The 21,000-nt window shown below is 69.9% G+C and carries 18 protein-coding genes; 4 read left to right on the top strand and 14 right to left on the bottom strand.

All coding sequences use genetic code 11. The features are described from left to right. Nucleotides 1–37: 37 nt before the first annotated feature. The 10 genes from MUN76_RS09605 to MUN76_RS09650 all read right to left on the bottom strand — a co-directional run bounded on the left by MUN76_RS09605 (nt 38) and on the right by MUN76_RS09650 (nt 12,660). The gene (locus MUN76_RS09605; protein WP_244684250.1) at nt 38–715 is read right to left on the bottom strand and encodes a haloacid dehalogenase type II; all 678 of its coding nucleotides are present in this window, start codon (nt 713–715) and stop codon (nt 38–40) included. A 55-nt stretch (nt 716–770) separates the two neighbouring features. After that, on the bottom strand, nt 771–1,523 hold the full coding sequence (locus MUN76_RS09610) for an SDR family NAD(P)-dependent oxidoreductase (RefSeq protein WP_244684252.1): 753 nt from the start codon (nt 1,521–1,523) through the stop codon (nt 771–773). Beyond that, nucleotides 1,520–1,987 (bottom strand): RidA family protein, encoded by a 468-nt coding sequence (locus tag MUN76_RS09615; protein WP_244684254.1) that lies wholly within the window; start codon nt 1,985–1,987, stop codon nt 1,520–1,522. The genes MUN76_RS09610 and MUN76_RS09615 overlap by 4 nt, the downstream gene beginning before the upstream one ends. Nucleotides 1,988–2,036: 49 nt before the next feature. Continuing rightward, nucleotides 2,037–3,140 carry an alanine racemase gene (locus MUN76_RS09620; protein ID WP_244684256.1) on the bottom strand — a complete coding sequence of 368 codons (1,104 nt, stop codon included), beginning with the start codon at nt 3,138–3,140 and terminating at the stop codon, nt 2,037–2,039. Between the two features lie 197 nt (nt 3,141–3,337). Next, nucleotides 3,338–4,855: an aldehyde dehydrogenase family protein gene (locus tag MUN76_RS09625; protein ID WP_244684258.1), complete on the bottom strand. Its 1,518-nt coding sequence runs from the start codon at nt 4,853–4,855 to the stop codon at nt 3,338–3,340. 19 nt (nt 4,856–4,874) lie between these two features. Then, complete coding sequence (locus MUN76_RS09630; RefSeq protein ID WP_244688738.1) at nt 4,875–6,152, bottom strand: NAD(P)/FAD-dependent oxidoreductase; 1,278 nt, start codon at nt 6,150–6,152, stop codon at nt 4,875–4,877. Nucleotides 6,153–6,253: 101 nt separating this feature from the next. Further along, nucleotides 6,254–7,768: an ABC transporter substrate-binding protein gene (locus tag MUN76_RS09635; RefSeq protein ID WP_244684260.1), complete on the bottom strand. Its 1,515-nt coding sequence runs from the start codon at nt 7,766–7,768 to the stop codon at nt 6,254–6,256. Between the two features lie 78 nt (nt 7,769–7,846). Continuing rightward, complete coding sequence (locus MUN76_RS09640; RefSeq protein ID WP_244684261.1) at nt 7,847–9,739, bottom strand: ABC transporter permease subunit; 1,893 nt, start codon at nt 9,737–9,739, stop codon at nt 7,847–7,849. A gap of 75 nt (nt 9,740–9,814) precedes the next feature. Beyond that, nucleotides 9,815–11,452, bottom strand: a complete 1,638-nt coding sequence (locus tag MUN76_RS09645; RefSeq protein ID WP_244684263.1) for an ATP-binding cassette domain-containing protein — start codon at nt 11,450–11,452, stop codon at nt 9,815–9,817. 131 nt (nt 11,453–11,583) lie between these two features. After that, nucleotides 11,584–12,660, bottom strand: coding sequence for an isocitrate/isopropylmalate dehydrogenase family protein (locus MUN76_RS09650; RefSeq protein ID WP_244684265.1), 1,077 nt, complete (start codon nt 12,658–12,660; stop codon nt 11,584–11,586). 153 nt (nt 12,661–12,813) lie between these two features. On the opposite strand from MUN76_RS09650, the gene MUN76_RS09655 reads away from it, so the two are divergent. Both MUN76_RS09655 and MUN76_RS09660 read left to right on the top strand, forming a co-directional pair. Further along, nucleotides 12,814–14,103 (top strand): aminotransferase family protein, encoded by a 1,290-nt coding sequence (locus MUN76_RS09655; RefSeq protein ID WP_244684267.1) that lies wholly within the window; start codon nt 12,814–12,816, stop codon nt 14,101–14,103. Next, complete coding sequence (locus MUN76_RS09660; protein WP_244684269.1) at nt 14,100–15,578, top strand: NAD-dependent succinate-semialdehyde dehydrogenase; 1,479 nt, start codon at nt 14,100–14,102, stop codon at nt 15,576–15,578. Before MUN76_RS09655 ends, MUN76_RS09660 begins: the two co-directional genes overlap by 4 nt. A gap of 110 nt (nt 15,579–15,688) precedes the next feature. On the opposite strand, the gene MUN76_RS09665 is transcribed toward MUN76_RS09660, so the two are convergent. Beyond that, nucleotides 15,689–16,444 carry a GntR family transcriptional regulator gene (locus tag MUN76_RS09665; RefSeq protein ID WP_244684271.1) on the bottom strand — a complete coding sequence of 252 codons (756 nt, stop codon included), beginning with the start codon at nt 16,442–16,444 and terminating at the stop codon, nt 15,689–15,691. Between the two features lie 120 nt (nt 16,445–16,564). On the opposite strand from MUN76_RS09665, the gene MUN76_RS09670 reads away from it, so the two are divergent. After that, nucleotides 16,565–17,881: an MFS transporter gene (locus MUN76_RS09670; protein ID WP_244684272.1), complete on the top strand. Its 1,317-nt coding sequence runs from the start codon at nt 16,565–16,567 to the stop codon at nt 17,879–17,881. After that, nucleotides 17,865–18,230, top strand: coding sequence for an ArsR/SmtB family transcription factor (locus tag MUN76_RS09675; RefSeq protein WP_244684274.1), 366 nt, complete (start codon nt 17,865–17,867; stop codon nt 18,228–18,230). Before MUN76_RS09670 ends, MUN76_RS09675 begins: the two co-directional genes overlap by 17 nt. A gap of 3 nt (nt 18,231–18,233) precedes the next feature. Here MUN76_RS09675 and MUN76_RS09680 read toward each other — a convergent pair whose 3' ends face one another. The 3 genes from MUN76_RS09680 to pdxA form a co-directional block, all read right to left on the bottom strand. Then, nucleotides 18,234–18,992, bottom strand: a complete 759-nt coding sequence (locus tag MUN76_RS09680; RefSeq protein WP_244684275.1) for an SDR family NAD(P)-dependent oxidoreductase — start codon at nt 18,990–18,992, stop codon at nt 18,234–18,236. A 48-nt stretch (nt 18,993–19,040) separates the two neighbouring features. Then, nucleotides 19,041–19,829, bottom strand: a complete 789-nt coding sequence (locus MUN76_RS09685) for a DeoR/GlpR family DNA-binding transcription regulator (protein ID WP_244684277.1) — start codon at nt 19,827–19,829, stop codon at nt 19,041–19,043. Between the two features lie 64 nt (nt 19,830–19,893). Next, nucleotides 19,894–20,937 carry a 4-hydroxythreonine-4-phosphate dehydrogenase PdxA gene (pdxA, locus tag MUN76_RS09690; RefSeq protein ID WP_244684279.1) on the bottom strand — a complete coding sequence of 348 codons (1,044 nt, stop codon included), beginning with the start codon at nt 20,935–20,937 and terminating at the stop codon, nt 19,894–19,896. Nucleotides 20,938–21,000: the final 63 nt, after the last annotated feature.

The following is a 21,000-nucleotide window of genomic DNA, read 5'->3' on the forward strand; positions in this document are numbered from 1 at the left end:
GATCGGCGGGCCCCTCGGGGTTCGTGGAGGCCCGGGATCAGGCCCCGACGCGGTCCGCGACCCCAGCCAGCGTGTCCACCCAGGCGTTCACCCCGACGATGTCGGGATCGAAGCCGCGGTCGATGTAGGCCTGGTTCGTGATCCCGAGCTGTTGCCCCGGGAGCCAGTCGAACCACAGGTGGGCCGAGACGTGCAGCAGGTCCTGCGGCTGCGCGTCCAGCTGGTCGAACATGTAGTGGAACGCGGCGTAGTTCGGCTTATAGGCCTGCCCCTGCTCCGCGGTGAAGACTCGATGGAAATCGACGCCGAGCTTCTCGACGTTGCGCATCACCAGCGCGTCGCAGTGGTTCGTGTAGATGACGAGCGGGTACTTCGCCGCCAGGCGCTGCAGCGGCTCGACGACGTCCGCGTGCGGGCCCCAGGTGCCGAGCGCGTCCATCAGGGTGTCGACGTCGCTCTGCTTGAACTGGATCTTCCATGTGTTGCAGGTGCGCTGCCACGAGTCGCGGACGAGCTGCGGGTAGATCTTGTAGTCCCCCATCACCTCGGCGTCGCGGAAGATGCTGAAGTCGTGCGCGAAGCGCGGCGCGGCCTCCTCGCCGACGACGTCGCGGACGAGGCGCTGCGAGGTCTCGCGCCACTCGAGTTTGATCAGGGTGCCGAGCATGTCGAAGCTGATGTACTTCGGGCTCAGCGGGGCGAGGGAGTCGGGCATTCGGGTTCCTTTCGGTTGGGCGTCACTCGGAGGGTGGGCGGGGGTCGGAGGTCGCTCAGGCCGCGGTGTAGCCGCCGTCGATCGGCAGCACGGCGCCCGTGATGTAGGACGCCGCGGGCGAGGCCAGGAAGTAGACGGGCTCTGCGATCTCGCCGGGCGTGGCGAGGCGCCCGAGCGGGATCGTCGCGGCCCGCTGCGCTGTGTAGGCCTCGGGATCAGGGCGGCGCGAGAACGAATCGGTGATCTTGGGCGTGAGCGTCAGCCCGGGCGCTGCGACGTTCACCCGGATCCCCTGCGGCGCGAGTTCGACCGCGGCGGCCCGGGCGAACATGATGAGCCCGCCCTTCGCGGCGGAGTAGAGCACCTGCCCCGGGATCCCGACCATGCCGAGCCGGGAGCTCACGCACACGATCGAGCCGCGCTCACGGCTCATGACCGGGGTCGCGTGCTTCACGACCGTGAAGACGCTCAGCAGATTCGCGTCGAGCACCTGCGCCGCATCGGCGACGGGCATCTCCGTGAGCGCCCCGTCCTTCTGCAGGCCGTGGCAGAGCACCAGGGCGTCGATCTCCCCGAACGTCCCGGCAGCCTCCGCGACGAGCTGCCGCACGAAGCCCTCGTCGCCGAGGTCTCCCGCGAGGTAGCGCTCTCCCGGACGCAGCGAGTCGGGCGCCTCGGGTCGGCGCCCGGTCAGCAGCACGCGATCACCGGCATCGCGGAAGCGCTCGGCGATGGCCTCACCGATGCCGCTCGACGCCCCGGTGATCACCACCCGGAGGGGAGCGTCCGGACGTGCGGGCCCGCTCACGCGCGCGCCTCGACGATCAACTGCACCTCGACCGGACTGGTCCGCGGAAGCGCCGCGACTCCGAAGGCGGTCCGAGCGTGACGACCGTGCTCGCCCAGCACCGCAACGAGCAACTCGCTCCCCGCATCGGCAACATTCGAGTGTCCTCCGAAGTCCGGGGTACTCGCGATGAAGGCGAGCATCTGCACGATGCGAAGATTGTCGAGCCCGCCCACGGCGTGCGTCGCGGTCGCGAGCGCGTTGATGGTCGCGATCCGCATGGATTCACGTGCGGTCGCCTCGTCGATGTTCGCGCCGACGGTGCCTGCCGCGAGCAGCTTCCCGTCGATGTAGGGCATGTGGCCCGAGAGGTGGATGAGTCCGCTCGACACCGAGGCGCGCCAGTTCAGGTACTTCGGGTCGTCGATCACCTCGGGCAACTCGATGCCGAGCTCCGCGAGCACCGCTGCGGGGGAGTGTGTCATGGTCGTGTCCTTTCATGATGGTGCCCGCCGCCGGGCAGCGGCGCGGCGTTCAGTTGAGCTGCCCCCGGGCCTCGATGCTCCAGGTGCCGAGGTACCGCCCCCGGCGGTCGCTGAGGATCACCTCGTCGAAGCTGTTCATCACCGGGCAGACGTGGTGCGGCACGATCGGCAGCACCTGCCCGGGCGCGGGTCGCGTACCGCCCTCGGGCAGGGTGAGGAAGCCGTGGTACTCGTTGAGCACCGTGAGCACCCCGTCCACCTCGGGCACCTGTCCGTAGCCGCGGTCGTAGTTGCCCTCGCGCGCGAGGGCCTTGGTGCCCGCGTCGACGATGACGTGGGCGTGCCCCTGGTCACTGACCACCGTCGTGGCCACGAAGAACCCGATCTCCTCGGCCGCGCAGTTGCCGAGCGCGAAGTTGTCGTGGTCGTTGAGCACGTACTCGCCGGGTCGCACCTCGGTGATGACGTCGTGCGTGCTGAACGCAACGGTGGGGCTCGAACCGGCGCTCACCACCTCGGCGCGCACGCCGACCGCCGCGAGCGACTCGACGGCCTCGCCGAGCGCGCGGGCCTGATCCTCCGCCGCCGCCTCGCGCATCCCCGGCTTGCTGCCGTGCCCGGGATACGTGAAGACGCCGTCGACGCGCAGCCCGAGGTCGCGGGCGTACCGCGCGAGCTCGCCGGCCGCCGCGGGCTGCACCCCGGATCGCCCGGCACCGCTGTCGACCTCGATGACGAGTCCGATGCGCTGCGGCGCGTCGGCGAAGGCGTGCGCGACCGCGTCGGCCGCTGCGGAGTTCTCGATGCCGAGCCGGACCTCCGCGAGGTCGGCGACGGCCCGCAGCCGGTCGCCCTTCGTGCCGGTGGCGATGAGCGGGTACGCCAGGAAGATGTCGCCGAAGCCCGCGGCCGCGTAGACCTCGACCTCGCCGAGGGTCCCGGCCGTGATGCCGGTGGCGCCCGCGGCGAGCTGCCGCCGGCCGATCTCGATGCTCTTGTGCGTCTTCACGTGGGGCCGCAGCGCCTTGCCGTGCGCATCGGCGAACGCCTGCATGCGCAGGATGTTCTCCTCCATCACGTCGAGCAGGAGCACGGGGGCGGGTGTGCTGAGCCGTTCCCCGAGCTGGTCGGCGATGAACTGGAACTGATGCATGGTGGACCTCCGGCGGCGCGATTCGAACGACTGCGGCCCACTGTAGCATTTAGTTTCACATTGAATCAATAGAGGATCGCGAACTGCCGGACTCGCAACTTCCGCCGGAAGCACCCCGGGCAGCACGAAGCCGCGGTCCCGCCGCCACCGCAGAGGTGGACGCCGGATCGCGGCTTCGGTGGGTGTCGAGGAAGGGCCTAGAAGGCGCGGTTCAGGATCACGTTCTTCGGCTCGCTGAGCTCGCGCACGGCCTCGGCCACGCCCTCTCGACCGACGCCGGAGCGCTTCGAGCCGCCGAACGGCATGGCGTCGATCCGGAAGTCGCTCGTGTCGTTCACGAGCACACTGCCCATGTGCAGGCGGTCGACGGCGTGCATCGCGGTCCGCAGCGAGGCCGTGAACACTCCCGCCTGCAGACCGTACTCGGTGTCGTCCATGGCCTCGAGCGCCGCATCGACCTCGGTGAACGGCTCGATGAGCACCACCGGCCCGAAGACCTCCTCGCGGGAGACGCGAGCGTCGCTCGGCACGTCGACGAGCACAGTTGGCCAGTAGAAGGCCCCCTCGCGGCGGCGGCCGGCGACAGCCCGGGCGCCGCCGGCGATCGCCTCCTCGACCCACTCCTCCACGCGGCGCGACTCGCGTTCCGCGATGAGCGGGCCGACGTCTGTCGAGGCGTCGCGCTTCGAGCCCACGACGAGGCGCTCGGCGCCCGCGGCGACCAGCGAGACGAGCCGCTCGTAGTGCGACGCGTGCACGAAGACGCGCTGCACCGAGAGGCAGTTCTGCCCGGCGACGCCGAAGGCGCCATCGACGATCCCCTCGGCCGCGGACTCGACGTCGCCGTCCTCGCACACGAGCACCGCGTTGTTCCCGCCGAGCTCCATGAGCAGCTTCCGGGCACCGGCGATGCGGGCGATCGTGTCGCCGGTCGACGGGCCGCCCGTGAAGCTCACGGCGGCGATCCGCGGGTCGCCCACGAGGGCCGAGCCCGCTTCGCGACCCGACGCGAGCACTGCCATGCGCTGCGCCGGCATGCCCGCCCGCAGCAGGATGTCGTGCAGCGCGAGCGCCGACAGCGGCGTGACCGCCGCGGGCTTCAGCACGATCGCGTTGCCGGCCAGCAGCCCCGGCCCGACCTTGTGCGCGACGAGGTTCATGGGATCGTTGAACGGCGTGATGGCGGCGACGACGCCGAGCGGCACGCGCCGGTAATAGCCGAACTTGCCCGCGCCGCGTGCGGTGTCCTCGAACGGCAGGGTCTCCCCCTCGAGGAGCGCCGCCGAGTGCGCCGAGATCTTGAGCGTTTCGGCCGTGCGCGCGACCTCGCGGGTCGCCTCGGTGATCGTCTTGCTGCCCTCGGACGAGATGATCCGGGCGAGCCGGGCACTCTCGGCGCGCACGAGGTCGGAGGCTCGCTCGAGCACCTCCCGGCGCTCCCAGAGCTCCCAGGTGTCCTCGCGCAGACTGCGCTGGACCCCGCCGACGGCGCGATCCATGTCGGCCGCCTGCGCCTCGTAGACCCGGGCGACGAGCGAGCCGTCCTCGGGGTCCGTCACCTCGAGGGTCAGCGGGCCCTGCAGCCACTCGCCGGCGACGTAGCCGCCACCCGGGATCCCGAGCCCGCGCAGCAGCTCGTCGGTGGCCTCGGCCGGAGCCGAATGGGCGCAGCAGGCGCACTCCGGCGTGCAGGAGGTCAGGGTCATCGTGTCCATTGCTCGCTCCTCGCTCGCGTTAACTCAGCTTGTCCTGCAGCGCGAAGAACGCGCCGCCCGCGCGCAGGTGCGCCCACGGGTTGCCGAAGTAGCCGGGGATCCACGGGTTCTTCAGGTCCCGCCAGATGTTGGCCTCGGGGTGGCCCTGCGCCACGTCGACCATCACCTTGCCCATGTAGTTCGCCATCTGCACGCCGTGGCCGTTGTAGCTGTGGCTGTAGAAGATGCCCTCGTGCTGCCCCGCATGCGTCATCATGTCCATCGAGATATCGACCAGACCGCCCCACATGTAGTCGATGCGCGCGTCGCGCAGCTGCGGGAAGACCTCCCGCATCGCCTTAGTGAGGATCTCGCCGCTCTCGCGGTCCTGCGAGGGGTCGCTCAGCGCGAATCGAGCGCGACCGCCGAAGAGCAGGCGGTTGTCGGGGGTGATGCGGAAGTAGTGGGTGAAGTTCACCATCGTCGATGTCATGCGACGGTTCGGCAGCAGCTCGTCGACGACCTCCTGCGGCAGCGGCTCGGTCACCACGATGAAACTGCCGACCGGAATGATCCGCCGCTGGTTCCAGCCGAACGGCTTGCCGGTGTAGCCGCTCGTGCCGAGGATCACCGAACCGGCCTTCACGTTGCCCCGCGAGGTCTTGAGGATGTGCATCGCGCCGCTGCCGATGCGCTCGACGTCGACGACCTCGGCCTGCTCGTGGATCGTCGCCCCGGCCTCGATCGCGAGGCGAGCGAGCTCGTGGCCGAACTTGCCGACGTGCATGCCCGCGCCGAGCTGATCCACCATGGCGCCGTAGTAGGCGTCGGATCCGATCTCGCTGCGGATGTTCGCGCGGTCGACCACGCTGACCGGCTGACCGACGAGCCGCTGCAGCTGCTCCGCGGTTCGCTGCATGCCGTCGAAGTGCTGTGGCTTCACCGCGAGGTTCATCTTGCCGGTGCGCGCGTAGTCGACGTCGAGCTGGTGCTCCTGCACCAGGTTCTCAATGAGGTCGATGGCTGCGTTGTATTCCTTGAAGTACGCGATGGCTCGCGGCTCCCCGTACCGCTTCACCGCACTCCCGAATCCGACCGCGAGGCCGGTGGTGGCCATGCCGCCGTTGCGCCCCGACGCCCCCCAGTTCACGGTGTGGGCCTCGAGCACGGCGACCGACAGCCCCCGCTTGGCCGCGTGATACGCCGCCGAGAGGCCCGTGAAGCCGCCGCCCACGACGGCGATGTCGACCTCCTTCGGAATCTCGGTCTGGCTGTAGTCTCCACTCGGCGTCGAGGTGTCGAGCCAGTAGGAATGCATCTTCACGGTGGGGTGCTCCGGGTTCTCTCGGGGTGCGGGGTGGATCGGTCGCGCGGCCGGACGGCTCACGGGGAGGCGAGCCGTCCGGCCGCGTCGACGGCTTACTGGACGGGTGCGGTGAGCTCGGTGATCAGTCGACGCTCGAGCGGGTCGCGCTTCACGTCGGCGAAGGTGCCGGCCTCACCCTGCACGACACGGTCGTGCACGAGCGGGATCGCCGCATCGAGCTGCAGGATCGCCTCCTCCGCGGCGAGGGTCGCCTTCTGGCGGTCCTCACCGAGCGGCAGGGTCTGACCCTCCGCGACGAGGGCGTCGACCGCGGGGTCGCACAACCGCGACACGTTGTTGCCGCCCTCGCACGTGAAGTCCTGCGCGAAGAACGAGAGCGGGTCGCCCGTGTCGAGCAGCGTGTTGCGCGAGAAGACCACCGCGTCGAAGCCGCCGCTGAGCAGCTCGGTCTCCATGTTCGCGTACTCGCGCACGTCCTGGGTCACGACGAAGCCCGCGTCCTCCAGCTGCTTCTCGAGCTGCACGGCGATCTCCGGGAGCTCGGCGCGATCCGTGTAGGTCGCGAGTGTGATCTCCACTCCCGCGACGGTTCCCGGCGCGGTCGCGGACTCGACATCACCGCGCAGGTCCTCGGCCCACGGGATGGCCGGGCCGAGCAGGCCGACGGCGGGATCCGCGTGGCCCTCGTAGACGCTGTCGACGATCCCCGAGGGGTCGATCGCGGCACGGGCGGCCGCACGCACCGCAGGATCCGCGAACGGTCCGGATTCGGAGTTGAGCGCGAGGTAGGTCGTGCGGGTCTGCAGCACCTCGTGGGCCGTGTCCGCGTCGAGCAGGTCGATCTGGGACACCGGAATCGTCTCGGCGACGTCCGTCTCACCCGAGCGCAGGGATCCGGCGCGCGCCGTGCCGTCGGGCACGAACGACGCGTCGATGCCGGCGATCTTCGCGGGCTCGCCCCAGTAGTCGTCGAAGCGGTCGAGCGTGGCGGTGGTGCTGCCGTTGACGTCGGTGAGTACGAACGGTCCGGTACCGGTGCCGATCGGGGTGATGGTTCCGTCGTCCTTGTAGGCGGCGGCCGAGAGGATCGACAGCTGCGGGCTCGCGAGTCGGTTCGGGAGCAGCGGGTCGGGCACATCGGTCGTGATCGTGACCTCGTACTCACCGGTGGCCTCGGTCGTCAGAGCGACGCCGGCCATCGCGCGCGGCGGAGTGGTGGAGGCCATGGCCTGATCGAGCGTGTTCTTCACGGCCTCGGCGTTGAACGGTGTGCCGTCGTGGAACGTCACGTCGTCGCGGAGCGTGAAGGTCCAGGTCACATCGTCGACCTGCTCCCACTCGGTGGCGAGCATCGGATCGATCTCGATGTCGTCGTTGAGCTGCACGAGCGTTTCGCCCGTGCTCCAGCGGGACAGCTTGAACGCGTCGTCGCTGAAGGGGTTCATGTTGGCCTTCGGCGGCTGCATGAAGGCGACCTGGATGCGGGCGTCACCGTCGCCGCTCGCACCGCCGCTGCCGCCACCGCTGAAGCACCCGCTGAGCAGCAGCGCTGCCGCTCCGGTCAGAGCGATCGCGGCCGCGGCTCTGCGGCCAGTGTTCTTGCTCATCATCGTCGTACCTTTCGTTGTGTGGATCGGGTGAGGACTCGTCGACGGGGTGATCGACGAGCGGGGGGATGTGGAGATCTAGGGAGCGCTCGCGGGAAGCTCGGTGCGACCGATGGTGATCGCCTCGGTTCGCGTGCTCTGCACATTGCTCAGGGGTCGGCCTCGCCTGCGAGACCGGGACCGGCCGCTGCGGAAGTCGATGCTCAGGCTCGAGAGCGACACCGCGAAGATCGAGAGGAGCACGAGCGCACCGGCCGGCACGAGCACCACGAGCGGCGCGCGCTCGACGTACGGCATGCCCTCGGCGAGCACGAGGCCCCAGTCCGAGGCGGGCGGCTGCGGGCCGAGGCCCAGGAAGCCGAGCGCCGCCAGGGCCAGCGCGATGCCGGGGAGGCGCAGGCACGCGTGCCGGAATACGGGACCGATCACACTCGGCAGCACGTAGCGGAGCATCATGCGCGCCTTGCCGACGCCGAGCACGGGGGCGATCTTCACGTGCGGTTGCGCCTTCACCTCGGCCACGAGCGCCGCGGTGTGCGCCGCGAGCGGTGCCCAGCTGACGGCGGTGACGGCGATCGCGGCGCCGAACGACGACGGGCCCATGACGGCTGCGATGATCAGGCCGGCGAGGATCGGCGGCGCGGCGTTCGTGACCTCGATCGGGCCCGAGCCGAGGTTCGGGAACATGCCCACGATGAGCCCGATCACCAGGCAGATCACGGCGACGATCGCTCCGATGCCGATGGTCGACAGCGCACCGTGCGAGATGCGGGCGAGCACATCGCGCCCGCTCGAATCCGCACCGAGCGGCAGCTCCCAGCTCGGCGCCTGCAGTCGGGTGTAGTCGAGGGCGAAGGGATCGCGGGGCAACCCGGCCAGGATGAGCGCGAGCAGCAGCACCAGCACGGTCGCCGGCAGCACGAGCGCCCACTTCGAGCTCGGCGTCTTCGGCACCGCTGCAGGGAGCGAGTTCGAGCGCAGGGCCGGACCGAGCAGGAGACGCCGCAGCAGCGTCGCTCCGACACCGAGCACGACCGCTAAGAGCATGAGCAGGATCACGCCGGCCTGCAGCGTCGGCAGATCCTGCGACTGCGCGGCCTCGAGCGTCGCGCGACCGATGCCGGGGATCGCGTACACCTGCTCGACCACCACCGCACCGGCCGTGATGCCGACGAGGATCAGCGACATCGGTGCGGTCACGCCGGGGAGCGTGCGGCGGATCGCGGCCAGCACGATCCGAGTGTTCGAGAACCCGGCGACCTGCCAGGTCGCGACCCAGCGCTCGCTGAAGGTGCTCGCGAGCGCATCGGAGAGGAGGCGCCCCAGGAAGCCGCCGGCGGGCAGGCCCATGGAAAGCGCGGGCAGCACGAGGTAGTTGAGTCCGCGCCACCCGAAGGGCGGGAACCACCCGAGCCACACGGCGAACACCACGAGCAGCACGGAGGCCAGGAGGAACTCCGGCAGCGCGGTGAAGGCCGCCGCGAGGCCGCCGCCCGTGCGGTCGGAGCGACCGGCCAGACCGCGACGGAAGGTCGGGATCGTGAGCAGTCCGCCGAGCACAATGGCGATGGCGAGTGCTGCGACCATGAGCGTCAGCGAGGCGCCGAGCGCCTGGATCATCTCGGGCAGCACGGGCTGGCGGGTGGTCCAGGAGACGCCGAAGTCGCCCTGGAGTGCGTTGCCGATCCAGGTGAAGAAGGCCCCGAGCACCCCGCCGTCGAGCCCGAGCTCTTCGCGGATGCCCGCGAGCGCCTCCGGGGACATCTCACCCTCGGAGTACCGGGAGCGATAGACCGACTCGGCGATATCGCGCCCGGTGAGCAGCGGCAGGATCCCCAGCAGGAAGATGACGGCGAGGATCGTGACGATCCGCGAGAGCGTCGAGATGAGTGCCGCCTTCGAGGTGCCCGAGAGCGCGCTCTTCCGCTGCGCCCGTCGCAGCGCGGGAACGGCCTGCGTTGAGAGTGCCATTCGCTTTCCTTCCTAAAAACTGATTCGTGCGTGCCGCTTCACCATCGACGCGGCGTCTTCGAGTCGTCGCGCGTGTCAGACCGGGACGTCGATGCCCTCGGGCAGGACCTGCAGGACCGGGATCGCGTTGAGGAGTTCCTTGGTGCGGTCGTGCCGCGGCTCCGCGAGCAGCTCCGCGGTCGGCCGATCCTCGACCACCTCCCCCGCGTGCATCACGATCGTGCGCTCGCAGAGGCTCGCGACCATCGACAGGTCGTGGGAGACGACCGCGATACCCGTGCCGTGCTCTTCCGACACGCGACGCATGAGCGCGACGACGGCCTCGCGCATCGGCAGATCGAGTCCGCTCACCGGCTCGTCCGCAAGCAGGAAGTCGGGGCGGGTGGCGATCGCCCGAGCGATGGCCAGGCGCTGCGCCTGGCCACCGGAGAGCTCGTTCGCGCGCCGGTTCATGAACTTCTCGTCGAGGCCCACCGAGGTGAGCGCGTCGTGCACCATCTCGTCGTGGTCTCCCGGGACGCCGAGTCGCACGAGCGGCTCGCGCACCAGCTTCTTGACGGTCATGAGCGGGTCGAGGGTGCTCGCCGGATCCTGCGGCACGTACTGCACCTTGCGGCGGTACCACTTCAGCTGCCTGACTTCGGCGGGGTACACCTCCCTGCCCTGGCACGTGACGGCTCCCGTGTCCGTGCCCTCGAGGGCGAGCATCAGGCGCAGGAGCGTGGTCTTGCCCGATCCCGAGACCCCGACGATGCCCACGCGTTCGCCCTCGCCGATCACCAGGCTCGTGGGGTGGAGCGCCGTCTTCATCTCGCGTTTGGCGAAGAGGCCCTTGCGGGGCATCGGGTACTCGCGGCTGACCTCGCCGATGTCGTAGAAGATCTTGGCGTGGGGCTTGTCCCGGACATCGGAGGCGCGCAATTCGGCGAGCTCCCGACGGAACTTCTGCACGTAGGGATCCACCGTCGCCGCGCGCGCCGCGCGAATGAGCTCGCGGGTGTACTCGTTCTCGGGTGCGGCGAAGATGGAGTGCACCTGCCCGTGCTCGACGACGTCGCCGTCCTTCATGACCACCGCGTCGCTGCAGAGTTCCGACGCCACCGCGAAATCGTGCGTGATGAACAGGAGCGCCGGGGTGTGCTGGCCCGCCGTGTACTTCTTCAGCACGTCGAGCACGCGCTTCTGCGTGACTACGTCGAGCGCGGTGGTCGGCTCGTCGGCCACCATCAGGCGCGTGTTGCAGGCGAGGGCCAGCGCGATGCAGACGCGCTGCCGCTGGCCGCCGGAGAGCTCGGCCGAGAACCGATCGATGATGTTGGCCGGATCCGGCAGACCCACCGACTCGGCGAGCTCCACCGCCGCGCTCTCGGCCTGCTGGCGCGACAGCCCGCGATGCCGCCGCAGCGGCTCGATGATCTGCTCGCGAATGCGGACGAGCGGGTTCAGCGCGACCGCCGAGTCCTGGAACACCATGGCCACGCGCGCTTCGTCGGGCCGCTTCGACATCGGCACGCCGAGCACGTCGACGCCGTTGATCTTGATGCTGCCCTCGGTGACCGCGTTCGCGGGCAGTCGCCCGAGGACCGCGCTCGCGGTGAGCGACTTGCCGGAGCCCGACTCGCCGAGCAGGCAGATTCGCTGGCCCTGACCCACCGAGAAGGTCGTCCCGTTGACGATCGTACGACCACCAATGGAGATCTTCAGGTCTGTCACTTCGAGACTGTGCATGCTCACCCCGTGGAATGTCGGGACCCGCCACCTCGCGGGCCTAAACTGAGAGTAACCTCACGGAACGTAGATTGTCAACAATCCAACAATCACGTTACCGTTCTGAAATCCGACCGTCACGCTCCGGTCGCGCGCGACCGCTGCGCCGCGAGTTCGGCGATGACCGCCGCGCCCACCTCACGCGTGGAGAGCGTGCCGCCGAGGTCGGGGGTGACCTCGCCGCGCTCGACCACGGCGGTGAACGCAGCCTCGATCTGATCGGCGATCTGCGGGTGCCCGAGGTGGCGCAGCATCATCGCCCCGGCCCAGATCTGGCCGACGGGGTTGGCGATCCCGCGCCCCGCGATGTCGGGGGCGGATCCGTGCACCGGCTCGAACATGGAGGGGTGCTCCCCGGCCGGATTCAGATTGGCGCTCGGCGCGATCCCGATCGAGCCCACCGCACCGGCGACGAGATCGGAGAGGATGTCGCCGAACAGGTTGGACGCGACGATGACGTCGAGGCTCTGCGGCGAGCGCACGGCACGCGCGGCGAGCGCGTCGATGAGCACCGACTCGAGCTCGATGTCCCCGGCGCGATCGACGACCTCCGCCACCACCTCGTCCCAGAACGGCATGGTGTGGATGATCCCGTTCGACTTCGTGGCGGAGACGAGGTGCTTGCGGCGGCCGCTCGCCACCTCGACGGCGTAGGTCGCGATCCGCTCGATCCCGTGCCGGGTGAAGAGGGACTGCTGGTACGCGGCCTCGTGCGGCGTACCCTGGTAGCTCCGCCCGCCGACGGCCGAGTACTCGCCCTCGACGTTCTCCCGAACGATGACAACATCGATCTCGGGATCCCCCGCGAGCGAGGAGCGGACACCCGCGAAGGACCGCACGGGCCGCAGATTGACGTACTGGTCGAATGCGCGGCGGATCGGGATCAGCATGCCCCAGAGCGTCTCGACGTCGGACACGTCGGGGTGTCCGACGGCCCCCAGGAAGATCGCGTCGGTCGCCGCCATGGTCTCGATCGCGTCGGCCGGCATCATGGTCCCGTGCGCCCGGTAGTAGTCGCTGCCCCAGTCCTGCACCCGCCAGTCGAGTCGCACGCCCGCATCGCGCGTGGCGGCGTCCAGCACCTCGATCGCCACCGGCATCACCTCGAGCCCGATGCCGTCTCCCGCCAGAACTGAAATGGTGTGGGTCGTCATGCTGAGCTCCTCCGTGCGCCGTGACTGCTGGGTTGTCAACAATCTACAATAAGCTCCATGCGCCACGCCAGACCTTTGCAAAGATCGTAGGATTGCCCTACATTTATTCCGAACCCATTCACGCACGACGTTGAACCGATCTGAGTATGCACCGTGAACGCTTTCGCAACACCCGGCCCCGCGCTTTGGAGCGCGCAGGCCCATATGCCCTCCGTCATCGGGAATCAGCTCGTGATCACCCGGGGCGAGGGCAACTACATCTTCACGGACGACGGGCGCCGCCTCTTCGACGGCACCGCCGGCCTGTGGCACACGAACATCGGGCACGGGCGCGCGGAGATGGCCGAGGTCGCCGCCGAGCAGATGCGGACCCTGGAGACTTACCACGTCTTCGGTCGCTTCCTGAACGACCGTGCGGTCGAACTGGCCGAGAAGATCGCGAGCATCTCCCCCATCGCGGAGCCCAAGATCATTCTCAACAGCGGTGGGTCCGACTCCATCGACGTGGCCCTGAAGCTCGCTCGCCGATACTGGCAGCTGCGCGGCCGCTCGGAGAAGACCATGATCCTGAGCCGGGATCTCGCCTACCACGGCCTGCACGCCTACGGCACGAGCGTCGCCGGCCTCGACTTCAACCGCGAGGGCTACGGCACCGACTCCCTCGTGCCCGAGACGGCGCGCTTCGACACGTACGACATCGAGAAGGTGCGCCAGACCGTCGCCGAGATCGGTCCGCATCGGATCGCCGCACTCATCGCGGAGCCGATCCAGGGCACCGGGGGTGTCATTCCGCCAGCACCGGGCTACCTGGAGGGGCTGCAGCAGATCGCCGACGAGCACGACATCCTGCTCATCCTCGACGAGGTCATCACCGGCTTCGGCCGCACCGGCCACTGGTTCGCGGCGGATCGCTATCAGCTCCACCCGCACATCGTGACGATGGCCAAGGGCATCTCCTCGGGCTACTCCGCGGTCGGCGGCATCATCGTCGCCCCCGAGGTGTGGGCGCCGTTCTACGAGACGGGCGCACCGATGTACCGGCACGGCACGACGTACTCGGGCCACGCGACGTCGGCCGCCCTCGCCCTGAAGAACCTCGAGATCATCGAGCGCGAGGGTCTGCTGGGTCGGGTGCAGGAGCTTGAGACCGTGCTCACCGCCGAGCTCGCCGCGCTGTCCTCGGACGACCGCATCGCGGAGACCCGCGTCGCCGGTCTGCTCGGCGGCATTCAGCTGCGCCCCGAGTTCTCGGCCGAGGCCGTCACCGACGACATGGTCGCGCAGGGGTGGATCGCCCGACCGCTGCGCGGCAACGTGATCCAGCTCAGCCCCCCGTTCACCACCACCGATGACGAACTGCGCGGCTTCGTCGCCGCCGCGGTCTCGTCGCTCGACACCGTTGCAGCATCCTCCTCGACCCCCGAATTGGCGGTAGCCCGATGACCCTCCGAACCATTGACCCGTCCCTCCTCGAGCGCTCCGACGCCGCACTCGCGAGTGTGGTGCTGGACCGCCTCGGCCTGGACACAACCGACACCTTCCCCGTGAACGACCCGGCGACGGAGCAGCTCATCGCGAGTCCGCCGAACCACTCGATCGCCGACGCGCTCACCGCGCTCGATCGCGCGGACCGGGCGGGCAAGGCCTGGGCACGGACCACCGCACGACACCGCTCCGATGTGCTGCACCGCGCCTACGGCCTACTGATCGAGCAGAAGGATCGGCTGGCGCTCGTCATCACCCGCGAGATGGGCAAGCCGCTCGCCGAGGCGTACGGGGAGGTGCAGTACGCCGCGGACTACGTGCGCTGGTACGCCGAGGAGGCGCTGCGCCCGTCGGGCAACTACCGCGAGAACCCGGTCGGCGGATCGACGATCCTCACGACCCGTGCCCCGATCGGCACCACCCTGCTCATCACCCCTTGGAACTTCCCGATGGCGATGGCGACCCGCAAGATCGCCCCCGCGATCGCGGTCGGCTGCGGTGCCGTGGTGAAGCCGGCGGCGCTCACCCCGCTCACGACCCTGGTCGTCGCGGAGATCTTCGTCGAGGCCGGCGTGCCCGAGGAACTGATCCAGGTCGTCACCACGAAGGACGCCTCGGGCTTCAGCCGCGCGCTGATGTCGGACGAGCGCATTCGCAAGGTCTCCTTCACCGGCTCCACCGGCGTCGGCAGCGTGCTGCTCGCGCAGGCCGCTGAACACGTCGTGAAGAGCTCGATGGAGCTCGGCGGCAACGCCCCTCTGCTGGTCTTCGACGACGCCGATCTCGAGCGCGCGGTCGAGGGCGCGGTCATCGCGAAGCTCCGCAACGGCGGGCAGTCCTGCGTGGCCGCCAACCGGATCCTCGTGCAGAGCGGCATCGCGGACGCGTTCGTCGAGGGCTTCACCGAGCGGATGCGGGCCGCCGTGCTCGGCAACGGGCTCGCCGAGGGGGTCACCCTCGGGCCGGTCATCGACGATCGTGCGGTCAACTGCTTCACGCGCCTCGTCGAGGACGCGGTCGCCCACGGAGCCGAGCTGCGGCTCGGGGGCAGCGCGGCCGACGGTGCGGGCCACTTCTTCGAGGCGACCGTGCTCGATCGGGTGCCGGAGTCGTCCGAGATCGCGCAGACCGAGATCTTCGGTCCCATCGCCTCGATCGCGCGGTTCGACGACGAGGCCGAGGCGATCGAGCGCGCGAACAGCACGCCGTTCGGACTCGCCAGCTACGTCTTCTCGGAGAACGTCGATCGCGCGTTCGACGTCGCGGATCAGCTCGACGCCGGCATGGTCGGCATCAACCAGGGCCTCGTGTCGAACGTCGCCGCCCCGTTCGGCGGCACCAAGGCCTCGGGCCTCGGGCGCGAGGGCAGCGGCGAGGGACTCGAGGAGTACCAGGAGATCCGCTTCTACAACCTGGCGCGGCGCGCGCGGTAGCCACGCGGAGTGATGACGGGGGCGGTGCGGATCGTGGGATCCGCACCGCCCCCGTCACGTCCGCGCCAGCACGGCGACACGGTCACCGCGGCGCATGTGCGGCACGGCTCTCACGGCGCCGACGGCCCGGCGAGATCCCGCTCGAGGATGTCGCGGATCCGCGCGTGGTTCTGCGTCAGGTGCGCCCGGACCGCCTCCTGCGCACGGGCGGTGTCCCCGGACCGCAGCAGGTCCGTGAGCGCGCGATGGTGATCGAGGACCGCCTCGTCCACGTGCTCCGGCTCCTCGTCCACGTGCGAGAGGATCAGCAGGTAGTACCCCATCTCCGTGGCGATCGACTCGAAGAACCGCGAGATCCGGGCGCTCCCCAGGCGGGCGACGAGCTCGGCGTGGAATGCCATGTCGGCCGCGACGATCTCCCGCGCCTGCCGCGTGCGCGCGGCCGCGGCGAGGCGCTCGAACGCGCGCTCGAGCGCCTCGATGTGCTCCGGCGTCGCGGGTGTGGCCGCCGCCAGGGTCTCGAGGTGGATCCGGGTGCGGTACAGGTCGTCCAGCTCCTCCACCGTGGGGGTCGCGACCACCGCGCCGCGGTGCATCTCGTAGCGCACGAGGCGGCCCTGCTCGAGCAGCCGGATGCCCTCGCGCACGGAGTTCCGCGAGATCCCGAGGCGCTGGGAGAGCGCGCTCTCGCGCAGCCGATCCCCCGCTCGCAGTTGGCCCTCGAGAATGAGCGTGGTCAGTCGGTCGGCCACCTGCTCGGCGGCACTGGTGCGGGTGAGCGCGAGCACCGGAAGCGGGCGGCCCGCAGCGACGCGCGCGTCATCCGCTGTCGCCCCGTCGGACGACCCCACCGTGTCAGTACTCATCGGGTGCAGGCTATCACTGCGGCGCGCGGCGGATCCGAGGGGACCGGGCCCAGAGAGGGAACCCGAGACGTCGTGAAGACTCATACTTGATTATTTGCGCAATTGCGCAAATAATCAAGTATGTTCATCGCACTCCGCCACCGCATCTTCCGCCGCCTCTTCGCCGCGCACGTGGTGGCGCTGCTCGGAACGGGCCTCTCCACCCTCGCCATCGGCTTCCTCGTGTTCGACATCTCCGGCGACAACGCCGCGGCGACCATGGGCACCCTGCTCGCGATCAAGATGCTCACGTATCTGCTCCTCGGGCCGTTCGCCCCAGTGATCGCGCAAAAGTTCGGTGCGAAACGCTTGCTCGTCACCACGGACATCGCACGCGCTGCGGTCGCGGTCACCCTCCCGTTCATCGACAGCATCGCAGCGGCATATGCGCTGATCTTCGTCCTGCAGTCGGCGTCGGCACTCTTCACCCCGACATTCCAGGCCGCGATCCCGACCGTCGTCACCGATCGAAAGCAATACACGGGCGCATTGGCCCTGAGTCGACTCGCCTACGATCTCGAGGCGCTGGCCTCTCCCTCGATCGCCGGGTTCATCCTGGTCATCGCGCCCTCGTCGGCGCTGTTCTTCGGCACCGGTGTCGGATTCCTCGGTTCGGCGATGCTGATCCTCTCGGTCGTACTGCCGAAGCCCTCGGAACCGGTGCGCGCCAGAACCCGCACCGAGATCCTTCGCGGCACGCGGCTGATGCTGACGGTGCCCGCCCTCCGCGGGACGCTGACGCTGCACCTCGCCCTCGCGGCCGTCGGGGCGATCGCCATGGTGCTCACGGTGCCGCTGGTCCGCGGCGGGCTCGGGGGCAGCGAGGCGCAGGCCGCCGGGGTGCTGGTCGCGTTCGGGCTCGGATCCATCGTGTCCGCGGCCATCATGACACCGATCGTCACCCGCATCGGTCCGCGGCCCTACATGCTCAGCGGCCTGCTGGTCATGTCCGCGGCGATGTCGGGCGTCTGGCCCGCGCTGGCCTGGGCTCCGGAGTCGCAGATCTACGTGTGGCTCTCGACGATCTGGTTCGTCGCGGGTCTCGGAAACTCCGCGGTGCTCGCCCCCATGGGACGGGTGGTCCGCGACTCCGTGGAGGACGCGGATCTGCCGCACGTGTTCGCCGCCCAGTTCTCCCTCGCCCACGGCTGGTGGTTGATCAGCTATCCTGTGGCTGGTTGGGGAGCCACGATCTGGGGCTTCGGTCCCATGACCCTGATGCTCTCCGGCTTCGCCGCGCTGGCGCTCATCGTGGCGGCCCGCCTGTGGCGCGATCCCGCGCCGATCGCACCCGACCCGACCACCGACCCCACGACCACCGACCTCTCGACCACCGATCTCTCGACCACCGATCTCTCAAGCGCAGACAAGGAGCGGATCCATGGGACGCCCCAGTGAAACCCCGGCGGTTCGCCAACCCACCGAGGCGGAGCTCGACCACGCGGCGACGGTGCTGCAGCTCCTCTCCGACCGGTCGCGGCTCGGGATCATCTCGGTCCTGCTGCCCGGCCACGAGCTCTCCGTCGGGGAGATCGCGCAGGCCCTCGACCGCCCGGTACCGGCGATCTCGCAGCACCTCGCGAAGCTGAAGGGCGGTCGCCTGGTCGTCGCCCGGCGCGAGGGCACCTCGATCAAGTACCGCCTGTGCGGGGAGCACGTCTCGCTGCTCGTCGAGAACCTGCTCCAGCACACCGAGCACGAGCTCTTCAGCGAACCCCCGCACCACAGCGGCGCGCGCAGCGCGTAGCGGTCACGGCCCGAGCCGCAGGGCGCCGTCCATGCGGATCGTCTCACCGTTCAGATAGTCGTGCTCCGCGATCATGAGCACGAGACGGGCGAACTCCTCGGGGGTCGCCGCGCGCGCGGGGAACGGCACCTCGGCCCCGAGCGTGCCGGCGACCTCGGGGCCGAGTGACGCGAGCAGCGGGGTGTTCACGATCCCCGGCGCGATCGTGTTCACCCGGATCCCCGCGCGCGCGAGATCGCGGGCCGCGGCGAGCGTCAGCGCCACGATGCCGCCCTTCGACGCGGCGTAGGCCGCCTGACCGATCTGGCCCTCGAACGCCGCGATCGAGGCGGTGTTGACGATCACCCCGCGCTGCCCGTCGTGGTCGACGGGCGCGGTCTCTGCCATGACCTCGCTCACGAGCCGCAGCACGTTGAAGGTGCCCGTGAGATTGACGTCGACGACCCTCCGGAAGAGCTCGAGGTCGTGGACACCGCGCGACGACAGGATGCGCCGAGCCGGAGCGATGCCGGCGCAGTTCACCACCGTGCGGAGCGGCCGTTCGGGGTCGAGCGCGGCGAGTGCGTCGGCGACGTCGTCGGCAGAGGTCACATCCGCGGCGACGGTGGTCACCCCGGCCCGCGGATCCCGCACCGCGTCCACGGCGTCCGAGAGGTCGATCCCGAGCACGTGCGCGCCGCGATCCACCAGCGCCGCCACGACGGCGGCCCCGAGTCCGGAGGCGGCGCCCGTCACGACCGCCGCGGTCCCGTGCAGTTCCATGAGAGCCTCCTTGCTCGCTGTTCCCGTTCCCCGCGATCCGGGATCGCCTCAGACGGTCTCGACCCGCCACCCCGCGTCGCGGAACGCCGAGATGCGCTCCTCGCTCGCACCGCGATCCGTCACGAGTCCGCACCCCGGCCCCATGGGCGCCCAGTGCGAGAAGGGCGGTTCGCGGTCGAACTTGCTCGAGTGCACGAGCAGCCAGGTCTCCCGCGCGTTCCGCGACATGAGCTCCTTGACCGCGGCCTGATCGATCTCGGGGCAGTTGATGCCGCGCACCGGATCCACCGCCTCGGCGCCCAGGTACCCGATGTCCGCGGTCACCCGCTCGAGCGCCTGGAGGGTCAGCAGCCCCACGATGGACTCGCTCGGACGCCGGAGCCGCCCGCCGAGCACGAGCACCTCGGCCCGCGCATCCGCGAGCTCGAGGATCGAGCTCAGCCCGTTGGTCACGAGCAGCAGGTCCTCCCGCTCGCCGAGCAGCGCCGCGAGCTCCGCGACCGTGGTGCCCGAGTCCAGCATCACCGTCGACCCGGGCTGCACCCGGTCCGCCGCCCAGCGCGCGAGGTCCCGCTTCTCGCCGAGATGCTCCGTCGACTTCTCCCGCCAGGAACGGTCCAGGCGGCCGGTATCGATCGCGCCGCCGTACGTGCGCGCGACCCGGTGAGTGCCTTCGAGGTGCGCGAGATCGCGGCGGACGGTGGCGACCGAGACGTCGAGTTCGCGCGCCAGATCCTGCACGCTCACGCCGCCACGCTCATCGAGCAGCCCGAGGAGCCGCTCGCGGCGCTGGACCGTGTGCTGGTACTCGCCTCGGCGCGCAGATTCGCCGGCCATCGCGTTCCGCCTTCCCGGAGCGGGCCACCCCGCAACGCCCCCAGCGTATCGGACCCCGGGTCGGTCAGCTCCCGGCGGCGGCCTCGCGCTCGAAGTCGGCCCGGATCCGGTCCGCGAACGGCGCGAACTCCGCTCCGGCGAGGTACGCCGAGCGCATCGTCCCGGGATCGGCGATCGCCTGACCCGCGATGTCGAAGGCCGTGCCGTGATCGACCGAGGTGCGCAGGATCGGCAGCCCCACCGTCACCGAGATGGTGCCGTTGAAGTCGATCGTCTTCGCCGGAATGTGGCCCTGATCGTGGAACTGGGAGAGCACGCCGTCGTAGCGATCGGTGAAGAGCTGGTGGAAGACCGAGTCGGCGGGGATCGGGCCGACGACGTTGTGCCCGCGCTCCCGCATGATCTCGACGGCGGGCCGGATGAAGTCGATCTCCTCGGTGCCGAACTTGCCGTTCTCGCCGCCGTGCGGGTTGATCGCGGCGACCGCGAGACGCGGCTCGTCGGTGCCGTAGACGCGGAGCGCGCGGATCGCCTCGTCGATGGCGGTCACCTCGAGGTCGACACTGATCTTCTCGAGCGCGCCGCGCAGCGACACGTGCCGCGTCGCGAAGAAGATCTTCTTGCCACGCGCCACGAACATCGTGTTGGAGCGCTCGGCGTTCGCGAGCTCGGCGAGCATCTCGGTGTGGCCGAGGTGCGTGCTGCCCGTCGCCCACACCGCCTCCTTGTGGATCGGCGCCGTGACGATCCCCGCGACCTGCCCGGCGAGCGCCGCGGCCGTGGCGACCTCGATGGCGCGCACCGCGGCGGCACCGGCACGCGCGGAGACGACGCCCCACTCGACCGGCTCGTCACCCAGCACGCCCGTGTCGAAGACGTCGATGACGCCGGCAGCCTCGGCGGGGAGATCCTCCCAGGTGTCGACGATCCGCACCTCGGCCTCGCGCCCGAGCACGTCGAGCGCCGCGCGGATCGCGACCGCGTCGCCCACGACGACGGCACGTGCCGGCCCGTCGGGTCCCGCCTCCTGCAGCACCGTCTGCACGGTGATCTCGGGTCCGATGCCCGCGGGGTCTCCCACGGTGAGGGCGAGGATGTGTCGGGTCAAGGTGTGCTCCATTCGTGCGGGTGTTCGTGGGGCCCGGTTGGCGTCGGGCTGCGTCGTCTGGTG

Source organism: Leucobacter rhizosphaerae, assembly GCF_022919175.1.
Classification (GTDB): domain Bacteria; phylum Actinomycetota; class Actinomycetes; order Actinomycetales; family Microbacteriaceae; genus Leucobacter; species Leucobacter rhizosphaerae.

Excerpts from the sequence above, each read along its gene's own strand:
- MUN76_RS09625 (WP_244684258.1), bottom strand. The coding sequence starts at position 4,855 with ATGGACACGATGACCCTGACCTCCTGCACGCCGGAGTGCGCCTGCTGC.
- MUN76_RS09650 (WP_244684265.1), bottom strand. The coding sequence starts at position 12,660 with ATGACGACCCACACCATTTCAGTTCTGGCGGGAGACGGCATCGGGCTC.
- MUN76_RS09620 (WP_244684256.1), bottom strand. The coding sequence starts at position 3,140 with ATGCATCAGTTCCAGTTCATCGCCGACCAGCTCGGGGAACGGCTCAGC.
- MUN76_RS09660 (WP_244684269.1), top strand. The coding sequence starts at position 14,100 with ATGACCCTCCGAACCATTGACCCGTCCCTCCTCGAGCGCTCCGACGCC.
- MUN76_RS09605 (WP_244684250.1), bottom strand. The coding sequence starts at position 715 with ATGCCCGACTCCCTCGCCCCGCTGAGCCCGAAGTACATCAGCTTCGAC.
- MUN76_RS09635 (WP_244684260.1), bottom strand. The coding sequence starts at position 7,768 with ATGAGCAAGAACACTGGCCGCAGAGCCGCGGCCGCGATCGCTCTGACC.
- MUN76_RS09665 (WP_244684271.1), bottom strand. The coding sequence starts at position 16,444 with ATGAGTACTGACACGGTGGGGTCGTCCGACGGGGCGACAGCGGATGAC.
- MUN76_RS09680 (WP_244684275.1), bottom strand. The coding sequence starts at position 18,992 with ATGGAACTGCACGGGACCGCGGCGGTCGTGACGGGCGCCGCCTCCGGA.
- MUN76_RS09640 (WP_244684261.1), bottom strand. The coding sequence starts at position 9,739 with ATGGCACTCTCAACGCAGGCCGTTCCCGCGCTGCGACGGGCGCAGCGG.
- MUN76_RS09675 (WP_244684274.1), top strand. The coding sequence starts at position 17,865 with ATGGGACGCCCCAGTGAAACCCCGGCGGTTCGCCAACCCACCGAGGCG.
- MUN76_RS09615 (WP_244684254.1), bottom strand. The coding sequence starts at position 1,987 with ATGACACACTCCCCCGCAGCGGTGCTCGCGGAGCTCGGCATCGAGTTG.
- MUN76_RS09630 (WP_244688738.1), bottom strand. The coding sequence starts at position 6,152 with ATGCATTCCTACTGGCTCGACACCTCGACGCCGAGTGGAGACTACAGC.
- MUN76_RS09685 (WP_244684277.1), bottom strand. The coding sequence starts at position 19,829 with ATGGCCGGCGAATCTGCGCGCCGAGGCGAGTACCAGCACACGGTCCAG.
- MUN76_RS09670 (WP_244684272.1), top strand. The coding sequence starts at position 16,565 with ATGTTCATCGCACTCCGCCACCGCATCTTCCGCCGCCTCTTCGCCGCG.